Source organism: Agrobacterium sp. CFBP 3001 (assembly GCF_027871605.1).
Classification (GTDB): Bacteria; Pseudomonadota; Alphaproteobacteria; order Rhizobiales; family Rhizobiaceae; genus Agrobacterium; species Agrobacterium leguminum.
Genome location: NZ_JAQAHD010000041.1, coordinates 1 through 14,974 on the forward strand (window position 1 = coordinate 1; position 14,974 = coordinate 14,974).

The 14,974-nt window shown below is 59.4% G+C and carries 14 protein-coding genes; 7 read left to right on the forward strand and 7 right to left on the reverse strand.

The features are described from left to right. Nucleotides 1-284 precede the first annotated feature (284 nt). The gene (locus tag PH605_RS24870) at nucleotides 285-1,583 is read right to left on the reverse strand and encodes an extensin-like domain-containing protein (protein WP_142846641.1); all 1,299 of its coding nucleotides are present in this window, start codon (nucleotides 1,581-1,583) and stop codon (nucleotides 285-287) included. 237 nt (nucleotides 1,584-1,820) lie between these two features. Next, a complete protein-coding gene (locus PH605_RS24875; protein ID WP_142846643.1) occupies nucleotides 1,821-3,635 on the reverse strand; it encodes a methyl-accepting chemotaxis protein in 1,815 nt (604 codons plus the stop codon). A gap of 241 nt (nucleotides 3,636-3,876) precedes the next feature. On the opposite strand from PH605_RS24875, the gene PH605_RS24880 reads away from it, so the two are divergent. Continuing rightward, nucleotides 3,877-4,191 (forward strand): DUF1883 domain-containing protein, encoded by a 315-nt coding sequence (locus tag PH605_RS24880; RefSeq protein WP_003520391.1) that lies wholly within the window; start codon nucleotides 3,877-3,879, stop codon nucleotides 4,189-4,191. A 113-nt stretch (nucleotides 4,192-4,304) separates the two neighbouring features. On the opposite strand, the gene PH605_RS24885 is transcribed toward PH605_RS24880, so the two are convergent. After that, entirely contained in the window at nucleotides 4,305-5,621 is a 1,317-nt protein-coding gene (locus PH605_RS24885) for a replication-associated recombination protein A (RefSeq protein ID WP_080856518.1), read from the reverse strand. Beyond that, complete coding sequence (locus PH605_RS24890) at nucleotides 5,618-7,024, reverse strand: DegQ family serine endoprotease (protein ID WP_080856519.1); 1,407 nt, start codon at nucleotides 7,022-7,024, stop codon at nucleotides 5,618-5,620. The genes PH605_RS24885 and PH605_RS24890 overlap by 4 nt, the downstream gene beginning before the upstream one ends. A gap of 174 nt (nucleotides 7,025-7,198) precedes the next feature. Here PH605_RS24890 and PH605_RS24895 point away from each other — a divergent pair, with 174 nt between their 5' ends. Continuing rightward, entirely contained in the window at nucleotides 7,199-7,549 is a 351-nt protein-coding gene (locus PH605_RS24895; RefSeq protein ID WP_080856520.1) for a lysozyme inhibitor LprI family protein, read from the forward strand. Between the two features lie 5 nt (nucleotides 7,550-7,554). Here the strand turns inward: PH605_RS24895 and PH605_RS24900 are convergent, their stop codons facing one another. After that, nucleotides 7,555-8,556: a serine hydrolase domain-containing protein gene (locus PH605_RS24900; RefSeq protein ID WP_078052747.1), complete on the reverse strand. Its 1,002-nt coding sequence runs from the start codon at nucleotides 8,554-8,556 to the stop codon at nucleotides 7,555-7,557. Between the two features lie 121 nt (nucleotides 8,557-8,677). Here PH605_RS24900 and PH605_RS24905 point away from each other — a divergent pair, with 121 nt between their 5' ends. Continuing rightward, complete coding sequence (locus PH605_RS24905; RefSeq protein WP_142846645.1) at nucleotides 8,678-9,268, forward strand: GNAT family N-acetyltransferase; 591 nt, start codon at nucleotides 8,678-8,680, stop codon at nucleotides 9,266-9,268. Between the two features lie 60 nt (nucleotides 9,269-9,328). On the opposite strand, the gene ilvD is transcribed toward PH605_RS24905, so the two are convergent. After that, nucleotides 9,329-11,164, reverse strand: coding sequence for a dihydroxy-acid dehydratase (gene ilvD / locus PH605_RS24910; RefSeq protein WP_080857046.1), 1,836 nt, complete (start codon nucleotides 11,162-11,164; stop codon nucleotides 9,329-9,331). Between the two features lie 310 nt (nucleotides 11,165-11,474). On the opposite strand from ilvD, the gene msrP reads away from it, so the two are divergent. Further along, nucleotides 11,475-12,416 carry a protein-methionine-sulfoxide reductase catalytic subunit MsrP gene (gene msrP, locus PH605_RS24915; protein ID WP_078052746.1) on the forward strand — a complete coding sequence of 314 codons (942 nt, stop codon included), beginning with the start codon at nucleotides 11,475-11,477 and terminating at the stop codon, nucleotides 12,414-12,416. Between the two features lie 2 nt (nucleotides 12,417-12,418). Next, nucleotides 12,419-13,066: a protein-methionine-sulfoxide reductase heme-binding subunit MsrQ gene (gene msrQ, locus PH605_RS24920; RefSeq protein WP_142846647.1), complete on the forward strand. Its 648-nt coding sequence runs from the start codon at nucleotides 12,419-12,421 to the stop codon at nucleotides 13,064-13,066. Here msrQ and PH605_RS24925 read toward each other — a convergent pair. Beyond that, on the reverse strand, nucleotides 13,020-13,448 hold the full coding sequence (locus tag PH605_RS24925) for a ribosomal maturation YjgA family protein (RefSeq protein ID WP_142846649.1): 429 nt from the start codon (nucleotides 13,446-13,448) through the stop codon (nucleotides 13,020-13,022). The two genes, msrQ and PH605_RS24925, sit on opposite strands and share 47 nt — an antisense overlap. Before the next feature lie 55 nt (nucleotides 13,449-13,503). Between PH605_RS24925 and PH605_RS24930 the strand changes: the two genes are divergently transcribed. Next, on the forward strand, nucleotides 13,504-14,376 hold the full coding sequence (locus tag PH605_RS24930) for a DUF817 domain-containing protein (protein ID WP_078052743.1): 873 nt from the start codon (nucleotides 13,504-13,506) through the stop codon (nucleotides 14,374-14,376). 5 nt (nucleotides 14,377-14,381) lie between these two features. Beyond that, nucleotides 14,382-14,900, forward strand: coding sequence for a hypothetical protein (locus tag PH605_RS24935; RefSeq protein ID WP_161988028.1), 519 nt, complete (start codon nucleotides 14,382-14,384; stop codon nucleotides 14,898-14,900). Nucleotides 14,901-14,974: the final 74 nt, after the last annotated feature.

The following is a 14,974-nucleotide window of genomic DNA, read 5'->3' on the forward strand; positions in this document are numbered from 1 at the left end:
AAACTAGCCATCGTCGCAACAATCCGGAAGCTCGTCACTATCCTCAACGCCATCGCAAGGACAGATCCAGCATTTGCTTGATCATCCACGGTTGCTTGAGCCGGAATCCAGCCAGCTCAAGTCCTTGAGCTGAAAGGAGTCTTCCCGTCGCGCAGACGCGCGTCGGCTGGATTCCGGCTCAAGGCCGGAATGACGGAAGTTGCAAACGTGAAGCATCACAGCGAGCGTCTAAAACGCCGCCCGACTATTGCCCTGCCCAATCACTCCGTTCTTGTCCCAATCCCTTAATCGCAATGCCTGTAACCTGACTTGCGGGTACGCAGGTCGAAGTGGAAATGGTTCCAGTGATTGGGATCGCTGCCCGGTCCGAGAACGGTGGAGAAATATTTACAGCTGTCGGACCTCACCGCCTTCAGCAGCGCTTTTTCGCGGAAGGCGAAGAAGCTCTTCTTGCGAACGTCGATTTCCTTGCCGTTTTTCAGCGTGATGGTGCCGATATCGATGGCGTTGCCGCGCGCATGTTCGGACCACGGATTGCTGGAGCGTGAATTCATCTTGCGGCAGGAATAACCGCCCATCGGCGTAATGCGGCCGACGCCGGAGAGATAGCGGAAACGCGAGGACGGTACGAGTTCGAACTTCACCCATTTCGCAAAGGCAAGCGTAACCTGGCAATTGAGCTTCACCGCCGGACGAACCGCGACGCCGCTGGCGAGACCGCTGAGCTCGATTGGGTAATCGATACCGCAGGTCGGACCGTCGGCAATGCGCGCAACATCCCGGAAAGCGACGCCGAGACGGCGAAGTTCGGAGCGGCAGGCAACTTCGGAGGATGGCATGACGCCGGGCGGCATCGAGCGGTTGCTTTGCAGCCCGCCACCCGCCATCGGATCGTTCGGCATCACCATCGCCACCTCTTCCACCGGCTGGCGACGGGAAGAAGAGCCGAGCGGCGGCGGCGGGATGAGCCGCGATTGGCTGGCCCGTTGCGGCTGGCGGGCGGGAGGAACGGCCACGGGATTGTCCGTGCCGATACCATCCACCACCGGCTGCGCCGACGCGCCTTCGGCAATATCCGCATCCTGTTCTTCGGCAAGTCCGCGAACCGGCTCCACACCCAGCATGGAATCCATGTTCACGCCGCCTTCGCCTTCGGCGATCTGGTTGCTGGTCATCTGCTGCGCGGGCATGGTTTGCCCCTGCATCGTCTGGCCCTGCAGTGTCTGCGCCGGCATATTGCCATGGCCGCTTGCCGCCATGCGCGCCTGATGCTGGGAATCGAGTGTCGAGTAACCCTGCCCGCCCTGCGACGATTGCAGCAGGGGATCCTGCGAGGCGTAAGGCTCCGGCATCGGCTGTGAAACGGCTGCCGGATAATCGGCGCCCTGCCCGGCCTGCTCGGCCTGATACACCGCACCCGCCGGCGCGCTGTAACCCTGCTGCCGAGAGGAGCGGATGGCGCTGACGCGTGTAGTACCGTCCACCTCCGCCGGTGGCACAAGGCCCTCCGCCGAACACGACACCATGACCGTGGAAATCATCAGCAACGTCACAAGACGACGCGGAAGGGAAACATACGCCATACGAGAACCTGTACCTTCAGCGGCCGCTATTCGCGGCAATACAGGATAAATTTTAAAGAAATGAGGTAAACGAAACCTTATTGGTTGCGGGAAATAACGAATGATGTGTCTGGCGCAGTCCCATCCACACAAGACCGTGACAATTGCGTCCAACGACGACGCGGGCGGATAAAGTCTTGCCCATAACAAAGGGCGCGGCCAAAGCCGCGCCCTTTAACTTTCCTGAAACACCTGAAATCACGCCGCCCGCGAAACCTCGCGCCCGGCACCATGTCCAAGCTCGAAACGCGACAGCAGCGAACGCAGCTGGCGGCTTTCCTCGGCGAGCGTCTGGCTTGCCGCCGTCGTTTCTTCCACCATGGCGGCGTTCTGCTGTGTCATCTGGTCCATGTGGTTGACGGAGGTGTTGATCTCCTGCAGGCCGGTCGCCTGCTCGCGCGCCGCCGTGGCGATGGAGTTCACATGGCCATCGACACGATTGACCAGCGCCACGATCTCCTCCAGCGCATCGCCCGTCGAGCGCACCAGTGCGACGCCGCCGCCGACTTCTTCGGCCGAACGGTTGATGAGGGTCTTGATTTCCTTGGCCGCATTGGCGGAACGTTGCGCCAGTTCGCGAACCTCCTGCGCCACGACGGCAAAACCACGCCCGGCCTCGCCCGCACGTGCCGCTTCCACACCGGCATTCAGCGCCAGAAGATTGGTCTGGAAGGCGATTTCGTCAATGACCGAGATGATCTGGCCGATGCGCTTCGAAGACTCCTCGATACGGCCCATGGCGTCGACGGCATTGCGCACGATCTCGCCTGAGCGGCCGGCGCTGGTTTTCGTGTCCTGCACCATCTGCCGTGCCTCGTTGGCACGCTCGGAAGCGGTGCGCACCGTGGCGGTGATCTCGTCCAGAGCAGCCGCCGTCTCCTCCAGCGCCGCCGCCTGCTGTTCGGTTCGGCGGGAAAGATTGCCGGTCGCACCGCTGATGTCTGAGGCGCTGTCATTGACCACATGGCCGGTTCTGGCAATCGCCTCGATCGCACCGTGCAAGGCGCCGACGGCACGGTTGAAGTCCATGCGCAGCTTTTCATAATCCGCGCCGATATCCGCAAGCGAAACGGTCAGATCGCCATTGGCAAGCGCCTCGAGCGCATCGCCCAGTTGCTCCATGGCATGGGCCTGCCGCTCGGAAGCGGAGCGCAGAACCATCTCGTTACCGTGCCGCTCCTGCTCCAGTGCCCGCTGCTGGTCGGCCTCGCGGGCCTGCAGCGCGCTGCGCTCATTGACGCTGTCGCGCAGTACCAGCAGCGTCTTGGCAATCGCGCCGATTTCATTGCGACGGTCGGCGAACTGTATATCCGCCGCGCCGTCACCATCGGCAATCCGCCGCATGCTCTGGCGGATGAGATCGATCGGCCGCGTCACGCCGCGCACGACGGCTGCGGCAACGCCGACAACAACAAGACCGGCGGCGATGCAAAGACCGCCATTAAAATTGACGTCGCGCCAGAACACCGCTTCAAGATCGTCAACATAAACACCAGTGCCGACAATCCAGCCCCAGGGAGCGAAACCGGCGACATGGGAAAATTTCTCGACCGGCTCCGGCGCACCGGGCTTCGGCCAGTAATAATCGACAAAGCCCTTGCCGCCTGCCTTGACCGTATTCACGAACTCGACGAACAGCGCCTTGCCGTTCGGGTCCTTGTTGGCGGTAAGGTCCGTGCCGTTCATTTCGGGTTTGATCGGATGCATCACCATTTTGGGATGCATGTCGTTGATCCAGAAATAGCCGCTGCCATTGCCATAGCGCATTGCTGCGATGGTCGTCTTGGCCTGCTGTTGCGCCGCCTCCCGCGTCAGGCTTCCGCCCTGCTCCAGCCGGTAATATTGATCGAGAATGGCAACAGCGGTTTCGTTCATTGCCGCAAGCCCGGCTTTCCGTTCGCGCTCCATTTCGTGGTAGCTTTCAAACAGGCTGAATGTCAGGGCCGCGGCCAGTATTGCCAGAAACAATGCGACGAGCGCATAAAGGCGCGTAGATATTGTTACGTTTTTCATGTTCCCCCTCAACGTCGCTGATGCACTTCGACCAGCCGATGTTAAAGGCAAAAAATTTATTATTATTAAATACACATATTATACGTTGGTATTATTCTTATATGCTCATACTCCTTGGCGCCACCATGCCAGACAGGCACAGCAAGCGTGAATTTTCAAACCGGTCGGCGGCATTTAAAGACACCGTTAACCGTGCGGCCCCTATCCTCTTTGACCGAAATTACTTTACAGGGAGGGCGCGATGGCCCGGCCGAATTTTCGCTATACGCATTATGACCTGAAGGAATTGCGGGCAGGAACTACCCTTGAAATATCCCTGTCGGCCGTCAACAATGTCCGGCTGATGACGGGCGCGAATTTCCAGCGCTTCACCGAGCTGCTCGATTTCAAATATCTCGGCGGCGTTGCGAAAAAATCGCCGATCCGCATTGCCATTCCCGAGACATTGCACTGGCATCTGGTGATCGATGCCGAAGGCCATAGCGGCCTGGCGGAATCCTCGGTCAAGATGCTGCCCGCGCAGCCGCAGGCGGCACCGCATCGCAAGGCATCCTGATCTTCCTTAAAAAACAGAGAGTTGTCGCGGTTTCGCGACTCTTTTTGCCAGCGGCCTGAATCTTTTTCTTAAGATCGGCCGCGATATGGCTTTCGGCGCAATCGCGTAAAATCCTAGCGCGATCCACGCTCGCGACGCAGCTTCGACCACCAGTCCAGACGCTTGCGGATTTCCCTTTCGAACCCCCGATCAGGCGGATCGTAAAAGGTCGTGCGCCCCATTTTCTCCGGGAAATAATCCTGTCCGGAAAAGGCATCCGGCTCGTCATGGTCGTAACGGTAACCGTCGCCATAACCCTCACCCTTCATGAGCTTGGTCGGCGCGTTCAGAATATGTTTCGGCGGCACCAGCGAGCCGTTTTCCTTGGCCGCCCGCATCGCCGACTTGAAGGCGGTATAGACGGCGTTCGATTTCGGCGCGGTCGCGAGATAGACGCAGGCCTGCGCCAGCGCCAGCTCACCCTCGGGTGAGCCGAGATAATCATAGGCATCCTTGGCGGCATTGCAGACGGCGAGCGCCTGCGGATCTGCAAGGCCGATATCCTCCACCGCCATGCGCACCAGCCGCCGGCCGATATAGAGCGGGTCTTCACCGGCATCGAACATGCGGGCAAGATAATAAAGCGCGGCATCCGGGTCCGAGCCGCGCACCGACTTATGCAACGCGGAAATGAGATTGTAATGGCCGTCCTGGCTCTTGTCGTAAACCGGCGCACGGCGCTGCACGATGCGCGTCAGCCCTTCGGTATCGAATATCTCGTCCTTGCGCGCCGCCCGCCAGACTTCCTCGGCAAGCGTCAGCACGGCGCGGCCATCGCCATCGGCCATGCGGATCAGACTCGCCCGCGCATCCTCGGTAAGCGGCAGGGGCTTGCCCTCCGCCTCCTCGGCGCGCTTCAGAAGCTCGCTCAGACTGTCCTCGTCATGCGAGCGGAATGTCAACACACGCGCCCGCGACAACAGAGCGGCATTGAGTTCGAAAGACGGGTTTTCGGTGGTGGCGCCTACCAGAATAATGGTGCCGTCTTCCATCACCGGCAGGAAGCTGTCCTGCTGGGCGCGGTTGAAGCGATGAATCTCGTCTACGAAAAGCAGCGTCTGCCGGCCATTCATCCGCCGTGTGCGCGCCGCTTCGAAAACCTTCTTGAGATCGGCGACACCGGAAAAGATCGCCGAGATCTGCTCGAAGGCAAGCCCCGCTTCGCCGGAAAGCAGACGGGCAACCGTGGTCTTGCCGGTGCCGGGCGGCCCCCAGAAGATCATCGATCCCAGTGAACCGCTGTCGATCATACGGCGCAGCACGCCCTCCTCGCCCGTCAGATGCGGCTGCCCGCTCACCTCCGCCAGCGTCTTTGGACGCAGGCGATCGGCAAGAGGCCGCCGGTTGGCGACCTCCACGGGCACTTGCGGAGCGAAGAGATCGTCGCTCATCGCAGGAACTGCCGGATGCGTTGCCCGTCGCGCAGGATTTCCACCCGCCAGAAACCGGGATTGTCGTCCAGCGCCTTCTCGACAGCGGCGGTGGTGCCGATATCCGCGCCGTTCAGCGACAGGATCACGTCCTTCGGCTGGAAACCGACACGATAGGCCGGGGAACCGCGCTTCACATCGGTAATGACAACGCCGGTCACCTGCGACGGCATGCGCAATTCATCGGCAAGCTTCGGCGAAAGATTGGCGACAGTCGCGCCGGCGAAGGGATTGCGACCCTCGATCAGCCGTTCATCGCGCGGTGCGGTTTCCGGCGCGGTATCGAGCGCGATGGTCACCTTTTTCTCTTTTCCCTTGTCCATGACAGTGAGTTCGGCGGATTTGCCGATGCCGGCAGTCGTCAGGCGATAACCCAGCGCATCCGGATGTTCCACCTCGAAGCCATTGACGGCGGTAACCACCTGTCCGGGTTCGATGCCCGCCTTTTCGGCCGGCCCACCCTTGACGACGCTGACGACCAGCGCGCCGCGGGCGCGATGCAGGCCAAGCGCCTCGGCAACATCGGATGTCACCGGATCGAAGGTCGCGCCGATATAGGGCCGCTCGAAGCTTGCATCGCCACGCTCGGCGGCAGCCACGAAAACCCGGACCAGATTGGCGGGAATGGCGAAACCGATACCGTTCGAGCCGCCGCCCTTGGAAAAGATGGCCGTATTGATGCCGATCAGCTCACCCGCCATGTTCATCAATGCGCCGCCGGAATTGCCGGGGTTGATGGAAGCGTCGGTCTGGATGAAGAAGCCGAAATCGCCCTGCGTCACCTGGTTGCGTGCCAGACCCGAGACGATGCCGCTCGTCACCGTCTGGCCGACACCGAAGGGGTTGCCGATGGCCAGCACCAGATCACCCACTTCAATCGCATCGGAATTGCCGAGCGACAGCACCGGGAATTGCTCCTTCGCATCGATCTGCAGAATGGCGAGGTCGACGCGATCATCCTTAAGCAGCACCTTGGAGGAGAACTCACGCCCATCCGCCAGCGCTACCTTGATGTCATCGGCACCGTCGATAACGTGATTGTTGGTCACCACGAGGCCGCCGGCGGTCACGATGACGCCGGAGCCGAGCGACGACTGCTTTTCCGTGCGGTTCGGCATCTGCTGGCCGAAGAACTGTTCGAAGAAAGGATCACCGGCAAAGGGCGACAGACGCCGCTGTACGACGCGTTCGGCATAGACATTCACCACCGCGCCCGCGGTCCGCTTGACCAGCGGCGCGAAGGAAAGCTGCATTTCCGTGTGGCTCGACGGCACGGTCCTGTTATCCTGCGCCGCAGCACCCAAGGGCAGGAGAATGAGTGCGGCGAGAAAGCCGGTGGGCAGATACTTCAACACGCTTCGCATGTGATTCCTCATCGTCATCAGTATGATGGAGTTATAACGCTAAAGCCTGTAAAGCAAAGAGCGGCAAGATGATGGCCGTCCTTTTCCAGGCATGGATCGGTGGGCGACATTGGAACCAACAGCGCCCCTTTTCGGTTTCACCGGCACCTGACTGTCCTTAAAAAGAGACGACCCATGCATCTGAAACCGATCCTCCTTGCCAGCGGCATCCTGCTTGCCCCCTCCTTCATTTCGCTGGCCAGCGCGGCGAGCTTCGATTGCGAAAAGACCGATCTGGCCGCGGACGAGAAGGCGATCTGCGACAACCGCATGCTGAACGATCAGGATGTGAAGATGGCCACCACCTTCGACATCCTCACCCAGCTGATGGCGATGGGCGCCCGCGACACGCTGCGCGACGAGCAGAGCCAGTGGCTGAAGAAACGCCAGGAATGCGCAGCAGACGTTGCCTGCCTTACCGGCGCTTACGAGGAACGCATGAAACGTCTCGGAGAGGCGTTCCAGAGCATCAACCGGCCGCTCTGACCTCCTCACACCGCCCGGATAATGGTCTCCATAAGGCCATGCAACTGGTCCCGATAACCGGTTCGGGCGGAAGGCGCGTCCTCGCGAGAGGTCATCACGACCGATAGCCGTCTGGCGGGTACGATATAGAGCATCTGCCCACCATAACCCCAGGCGTAATAGACCGTCTCGCCTGCCATCTCCTTGATAAACCAGCAATAGCCATAGCCGTCGCCGTTGAAGACGGAATTGGTGCGCTGCCGCCACGATTGCTCGATCCAGCCCTGAGAAATCAACCGCTCGCCGCCGGGTGTCACACCACCCAGGCGGTAAAGCTCACCGAAGGCCAGCAAAGACCGCGCGGTCATCGCCATCTGGTTGCCGCCGAGATAGATGCCCTGCGGATCGCGCTCCCAGCCGCCGATGGAAAATCCTTCAAGCGGTCGGAACCAGTCGCGCGCAAGCGACAGCGTCGAACGGCCGGACGCTTTTGTCAGGATCGCCGAGAGCAGATGGGTGGAGCCGGTGGAATAAAGCATGCCGCCGCCCGGTTCCCCGGCAAAACCGGAACCCAGCGCCATCCGCACCCAGTTGCGGCTGGCGACCCAGCGGCCGTAATTGGGGCCGGACATGCGCTCCAGACCGGATTGCATCGACAGCAGGTTGCCGACGGTGATCCGTTCCAGCCGGGGATCGGGATTTTGCGGAAAATCGCCGCGCAGAACAGTCGCGATCGGCTGGTCGGCTCCTTCGAGAATCTTTCGATCGATCGCCATGCCCACCAGCGCCGAGATGATCGATTTCGAGGCCGACTTGATATTGGTGGAGCCGTTCAAACCCGCGCCGTGATAAGCGCGGCTCGCGACCTCCTCGCCATCGATGCTGACGATGACCGCCTTGAGGCTGGAAAGCGCATTCGCCTGCCGCAGCAACGGATCGAAACGGATGCCATTGCCGGTGCTTTGCGCGCGGGCAAACGAGGCGAAAGGCAGGGAAGCGATAAGGGCAAGTGCGGTTCTTCTTTTCATGTCACTGAGCTAGGAAGCCATACGGAGATGAAAAGAGGAAACATCGCCAATCACTCCAATGTGACCTTATTTCAAGCACCGGATTTCCACACCCCCAATTCGATGATCTCGCGAAATCTGTATGAAAACAGGGCGTTGGCCTGCATTCCGGAATCGAGATGCAAAGCGCTTGAATCAGTTTCTGATCTTGAGGACTATTGCCTGCCGCAAATGCAAAAGATGGGAAACGATGCCGCAACTGAAATCATCACCCCTTGTCCTGCGGCCTTTTAAAATGACGGACGCCTCGCCACTCGCCCGACTGACGAACGATCCGCTCATTTTGCGCAATCTGCTGCGCACGGCCTACCCTTTCGAAACCGATGATGCACGGCGCCTCATCAGGCGCATTGCTGAGCGTCGGCTACCGGTATGGGCTGTGGATGATGGCAGGCTGGTCGGTCTCATCGGCCTTTCGGGCGAATTCGGCCTTTGGCTTGATCGCCGTGTCTGGGGAAAGGGCTATGGAGAAGAAGCCGGACGCCTCGTCATCGATTATGCCTTTCAGCATATGGGTATCAGAACCCTGCATGCCAATCCGCTGTTCGACAACAGGGCGTCGCACCGTCTGATGGACAAGCTGGACTTTGTTGCGACCGGCCGGGCAAATGCCTTTTGCAGGCAAAGGGGAAAAATCGTGCCGCTTCGCCCTTATCGGCTCGATAAAGAATAAACGGCACAAAAAAAGCCGCCGTTTATCAACGGCGGCTTTATCATCCCGGAAATCCGGAAATTACTCCGGCAAAATGCGCACCGCGCCCTTGTCAGCGCTCGAGGCAAAGGCTGCATAGGCCTTCAGCGCCGTGGTGACATTGCGCTTGCGTGGCGCTTCCGGCTTCCAGCCCAGTTCTTCCTGCTGGGCACGGCGCGACGCCAGCTCCGCATCGGTGACCTTCAGGTTGATCGTACGGTTCGGAATGTCGATCTCGATGAGATCGCCCTGACGCACGAGACCGATGGCGCCGCCCTGCGCCGCTTCCGGCGAGGCGTGACCGATGGAGAGGCCCGAAGTACCGCCGGAGAAACGGCCGTCGGTGATCAGCGCGCAGGCTTTGCCGAGGCCCTTGGATTTCAGGTAGCTGGTCGGATAGAGCATTTCCTGCATGCCCGGCCCGCCCTTCGGCCCCTCGTAACGGATGACGACGACGTCGCCCGCCTTGACCTCGTTGCCGAGAATGCCCTTCACCGCCGCATCCTGACTTTCGTAAACCACTGCCGGGCCGGTGAATTTCAGGATGGATTCATCGACGCCCGCCGTCTTTACGATGCAGCCGTCGAGCGCGATGTTGCCATAAAGCACGGCCAGACCGCCATCCTTGGAGAAAGGCTTCTCGACCGAGCGGATGACGCCGTTTTCGCCGTCCGTATCCAGATCGTCCCAGCGTGAGGATTGGCTGAAGGCCACCTGCGTCGGCACGCCTCCGGGGGCGGCCTTGAAGAACTGGCGCACCGTCTCGCTGTTGGTACGGGTGATGTCCCAGCGGTCGATGGCGTCGCCCAGCGTCGCCTCATGAACGGTATAGGTATCGCGATTGATGAGCCCACCGCGTTCCAGCTCGCCGAGAATGCGCATGATGCCGCCGGCGCGGTGAACGTCTTCCATGTGCACGTCCTGCTTGGCGGGCGCGACCTTGGAAAGGCAGGGAACCTTGCGGGAAAGACGGTCGATGTCTTCCATGCCGAAATCGACCCCGCCCTCATGCGCCGCCGCCAGAATATGCAGCACCGTGTTGGTGGAACCGCCCATGGCGATATCCAGCGACATGGCGTTTTCAAACGCCGCCTTGTTGGCGATGGTGCGCGGCAGGACGGTTTCGTCCTCCTGCTCATAATAACGGCGTGCCAGATCAACGATCAGGTGGCCGGCCTCGACGAACAGCCGCTTGCGGTCGGAATGGGTGGCAAGCGTCGAACCGTTGCCGGGCAGCGACAGACCCAGCGCCTCGGTCAGACAGTTCATGGAATTGGCCGTGAACATGCCGGAACAGGAACCGCAGGTCGGGCAGGCCGAACGTTCGATAACCTTCACATCCTCGTCGGAAATCTTGTCGTCTGCAGCTGCAACCATGGCGTCGACCAGATCGAGCGCTACCGTCTTGCCATGCAGGACGACTTTGCCAGCCTCCATCGGACCGCCGGAAACGAAGACGGCGGGGATGTTGAGGCGCATCGCCGCATTCAGCATGCCGGGGGTGATCTTGTCGCAGTTGGAAATGCACACCATCGCATCGGCGCAATGGGCATTGACCATATATTCCACCGAATCCGCGATGATCTCGCGCGACGGCAGCGAATAGAGCATGCCGTCATGGCCCATGGCGATACCGTCATCGACCGCAATCGTGTTGAATTCCTTGGCGACACCGCCGGCCGCCTCGATTTCGCGGGCAACGAGCTGGCCGAGATCCTTCAGATGCACATGGCCCGGCACGAACTGCGTGAAGGAATTGACCACCGCGATGATCGGCTTGCCGAAATCGCTGTCCTTCATGCCGGTGGCGCGCCAAAGGCCGCGCGCGCCCGCCATGTTGCGGCCGTGGGTTGTCGTTCTGGAGCGATAGGCTGGCATGGTGTTTTCCTCGATCTCTGGCGAAGAGCGCATTTCCGCAAACGCGGTAAAACAGCTCCTGCCCTATTTTGCGGTTTTTCTAGCGCAAACCGCAAGCCCTGTCACTGTCACCTTGGGGCAAAACAGTACGGTTCGGTACGGTACGCTTCCTCTTCATCTTGTTATCCGGCCGCGCCTTCATCACAAATGCGCGATTTCCGCCGCCCCACCGTTGTTTTTCCGTAGAGCACTGAAACATATCTGTGCAGCGGCCGTATTGGCTATCATAATCGATTTATCGCCGATGTACCCGGCTTTTGTGGAGGTTCCAATGCCCGCCTATCGTCCGCCCCTCATCTCGGCAAATGAAATCACGCCGAAGAATATCTACCTGTCCAGACGTGGCTTCCTCGGCACGGCGGCGGGGCTGGCGGCAATCGGGCTGGCCGGGCGCGAGGCTGTTGCCGCGCCGCTTTCCGCAAAACCCGGCGCCTACAAGCTGGATGAGAAACTCACCCCGCTCGATGCTGTCACCAGCTATAATAATTTCTACGAATTCGGTGTCGGAAAATCCGACCCGAAGGAAAATTCCGGCAAGTTCAAGCCTTCCCCCTGGACGGTGAAGGTGGATGGCCTCGTCTCCAAACCGCAGGAATTCGGCATCGAAGAGCTGATGAAATATCCCCTCGAAGAGCGCACTTACCGCATGCGCTGTGTCGAGGGCTGGTCGATGGTCATTCCGTGGATCGGCTTCCCCCTCGCCACCCTTCTCGACAAGGTGGAGCCGCTTGGCAGCGCGAAATATGTCGCTTTCGAAACCGTGGTGCGGCCGGACGAAATGCCGGGTCAAAGCGGTCTGTTCCAGCCTCTCTCATGGCCCTATGTCGAGGGGCTTCGCCTCGATGAAGCGCGCCATCCGCTCACCATTCTCGCCGTCGGCCTTTATGGAGAAACGCTGCCGAACCAGAACGGTGCGCCGATCCGTCTCGTCGTGCCATGGAAATACGGTTTCAAGGGCATCAAATCCATCGTCCGCATTTCGCTGGTCGAAAAACAGCCAGAAACGACGTGGAAAAACTCCAACGCCCGCGAATATGGCTTCTATTCCAACGTCAACCCGAATGTGGATCATCCCCGCTGGAGCCAGGCGACGGAACAGCGCATCGGCGAAGGCGGTTTCTTTGGCACTGAGAACCGCCCTACCCTGATGTTCAACGGTTATGACGAGGTGGCAAGCCTCTATGCCGGTATGGACCTGAAAGCGAATTATTGACCATGGCCGTCGCCCTGCCTCTTCCCTCGCTGCCGAAGCGTTACCAGCCGGCGGCCATCTGGTCGCTTTATGTCATCGGCCTCTGTCCGGGTGTCTGGTATTTCTATCTCGCCGCAACCGGCGGCCTCGGCTTCAATCCGGTCAAGGATTTCGAGCACCTGCTCGGCATCTGGGCGCTGCGCTTCCTGTGCCTCGGCCTTCTGGTGACGCCGCTACGCGATCTCTTCAACATCAACCTCATCGCCTATCGCCGCGCGCTGGGGCTGATCGCCTTTTATTACGTGCTGGCGCATTTCACCGTCTATCTGCTGCTGGACCGCGGCCTGATCCTCGGTTCCATCGCCGGCGATATTCTGAAGCGCCCCTATATCATGCTCGGCATGGCCGGCCTTCTCATGCTCATACCGCTGGCGCTCACCTCCAACCGCTGGTCGATCCGCAAACTCGGCAGCCGCTGGAACACGCTGCATAAACTCGTCTATCTCGTGCTCATCGTCGGCGTGCTGCATTTCGTGCTCGCGCGAAAGTCGATCACGCTGGAGCCGGTGTTTTATATCAGCACGATGGGGGTATTGCTGGGGTATCGGCTGGTACGGCCATCGATCATGTCGATGAAGAGAGCCAAACGCGCGAGACCCGTCCGGCCATAATGGCGGCAGCCCCAATCCCCGCGACATAACAGACTATATTCCATAGCGAAAAAACACGGCCGAGCAGCAAAGCGCCGGCCGTCGTTGCGCGAAACGCATCCAGTGCCGGAAAATGAACAAGCCGGATGAGTTCCACGAGAACGACGGCAAGAATGGCGATGTGAACCTCATAGCCGTGCCAGCGCGATGGAAAGAAGGTTGCCAGCAGCAGATAGATCATCGCTCCCCAGAGCACGGATCCGCCATATTTTACCGCCACGAACGGCAATCCCACGTCGTAACCGAAGCTCCGCAGGCAAAGGCCGCAGACGATCACCGCCATCGCCGCCGCCAGAAGCCGGATGCGGGCGAAATAAGATGGGGATACGCGCGGCAGGCCCATACGGCTTCCTTCGGGTTTTCGTATGAAAGGTGACGAAGTGAGATCGGGGACGGAAATGAGCACAGCAACAAGCCCGGCCGCAAGCCGCCTCTCCGTCTTGGACAATCTGCTCTGCGATACCTATCCCTGGGGCGAACTCAAGGGCATCAGGCGTTTTATCGTCGAGTTTCTTTATTTCGGCATCAAGGAAGCCCGCGCCTGCATGTTTGCGGGCTTGTTCTTCGTCTCCATCTTCGTGGTGCCGCATGGTGGAGTGCTCGGCATTCCCCGTTACGACGTGCTGCTGATCATTGCGCTCGCCATTCAGTTCTTCATGATCTGGAGCAGGCTCGAAACGCTTGACGAGGCCAAGGCCATCATGCTGTTTCATATCGTCGGCTTTGCATTGGAAGTGTTCAAGACATCGAGCGCCATCCAGTCATGGTCCTATCCGGATTTCGCCTATAGCAAAGTCCTCGGCGTGCCGCTCTTTTCCGGTTTCATGTATGCGGCCGTCGGCAGCTACATCATTCAGGCGTGGCGATTGCTGGATGTGCGCATTCGCCACTATCCCACCTACTGGATGGCGACCCTTATCGGCATCGCCATTTACGCCAACTTCTTCACCCATCACTTCATCGGCGATTACCGCTGGTACATTGCCGCCTGCGCCATCGGGCTCTATTCCCGCGCAACAGTGATCTTCCGCCCCTATGATCGGGATCGAAAGATGCCGCTACTTCTCGCCTTCATCCTGATCGGGTTTTTCGTCTGGCTGGCGGAAAATATCTCCACCTTCTTCGGCATCTGGAAATATCCCGACCAGCTCGGCGCCTGGTCCGTCGTGCATATCGGCAAATGGAGTTCATGGTCGCTGCTGGTCATCATGACTTTCACGATCATCGCACACCTCAAGCACATCAAGGATCGTATTTACGTTCCGGAGTGAGAAAGATGAATTACTCCAAGGCACTTTCAAGTCTCGCAAGTTTTACAACTAAGCGCGTAGGCCTGAAATCCAACAATAAAGCTGGCGGCCCTATATTCGCATTCCTAATAATCGCTTTGGCCGGTTGTGGTGTAGATTCACCTGATCGTTTGCGCAGTGATATCCCGGACGGCATCCCCGCTGGTGAGACGGTCTATTACAATACCAGATGGTTTGAATGCGCTGTCGCCATTTACAAGCTCGACTCCGTTTTCATGGATGAGGTCCATCGGAACGGATTGCTTTCTTTAAACAAAGCAACATCCGCGCCTTGGGCTGAGACGTCGGTACTGGGGACGAATTACGTCATGGATCGCTGGATCGCCGATTTTGCAAGTAGCTTGGATTGCATCCAAGACCAGAAGCTGCAGGCGCTCTTTGAGCGGATATCAGCCAAAGGTGGCTATTTTCAAGTCCAGCCAACAAACTCGATAACCCTAATCGCGCCTGATCTGAACCCTTCAAACTGGACCGTTTTTGGTTAGAGTTTTCCGGTGCATTTTCCTGGCTGGGAAAGGAACGGAAGACGATGAAAGCATCACAGTTTTCGGACGCACAG

Bases quoted from the DNA above. Each gene is read 5' to 3' on its own strand.
- PH605_RS24870 (WP_142846641.1), bottom strand. From the start codon at position 1,583: ATGGCGTATGTTTCCCTTCCGCGTCGTCTTGTGACGTTGCTGATGATT.
- PH605_RS24875 (WP_142846643.1), bottom strand. From the start codon at position 3,635: ATGAAAAACGTAACAATATCTACGCGCCTTTATGCGCTCGTCGCATTG.
- PH605_RS24880 (WP_003520391.1), top strand. From the start codon at position 3,877: ATGGCCCGGCCGAATTTTCGCTATACGCATTATGACCTGAAGGAATTG.
- PH605_RS24885 (WP_080856518.1), bottom strand. From the start codon at position 5,621: ATGAGCGACGATCTCTTCGCTCCGCAAGTGCCCGTGGAGGTCGCCAAC.
- PH605_RS24890 (WP_080856519.1), bottom strand. From the start codon at position 7,024: ATGCGAAGCGTGTTGAAGTATCTGCCCACCGGCTTTCTCGCCGCACTC.
- PH605_RS24895 (WP_080856520.1), top strand. From the start codon at position 7,199: ATGCATCTGAAACCGATCCTCCTTGCCAGCGGCATCCTGCTTGCCCCC.
- PH605_RS24900 (WP_078052747.1), bottom strand. From the start codon at position 8,556: ATGAAAAGAAGAACCGCACTTGCCCTTATCGCTTCCCTGCCTTTCGCC.
- PH605_RS24905 (WP_142846645.1), top strand. From the start codon at position 8,678: ATGAAAACAGGGCGTTGGCCTGCATTCCGGAATCGAGATGCAAAGCGC.
- ilvD (WP_080857046.1), bottom strand. From the start codon at position 11,164: ATGCCAGCCTATCGCTCCAGAACGACAACCCACGGCCGCAACATGGCG.
- msrP (WP_078052746.1), top strand. From the start codon at position 11,475: ATGCCCGCCTATCGTCCGCCCCTCATCTCGGCAAATGAAATCACGCCG.
- msrQ (WP_142846647.1), top strand. From the start codon at position 12,419: ATGGCCGTCGCCCTGCCTCTTCCCTCGCTGCCGAAGCGTTACCAGCCG.
- PH605_RS24925 (WP_142846649.1), bottom strand. From the start codon at position 13,448: ATGGGCCTGCCGCGCGTATCCCCATCTTATTTCGCCCGCATCCGGCTT.
- PH605_RS24930 (WP_078052743.1), top strand. From the start codon at position 13,504: ATGAGCACAGCAACAAGCCCGGCCGCAAGCCGCCTCTCCGTCTTGGAC.
- PH605_RS24935 (WP_161988028.1), top strand. From the start codon at position 14,382: ATGAATTACTCCAAGGCACTTTCAAGTCTCGCAAGTTTTACAACTAAG.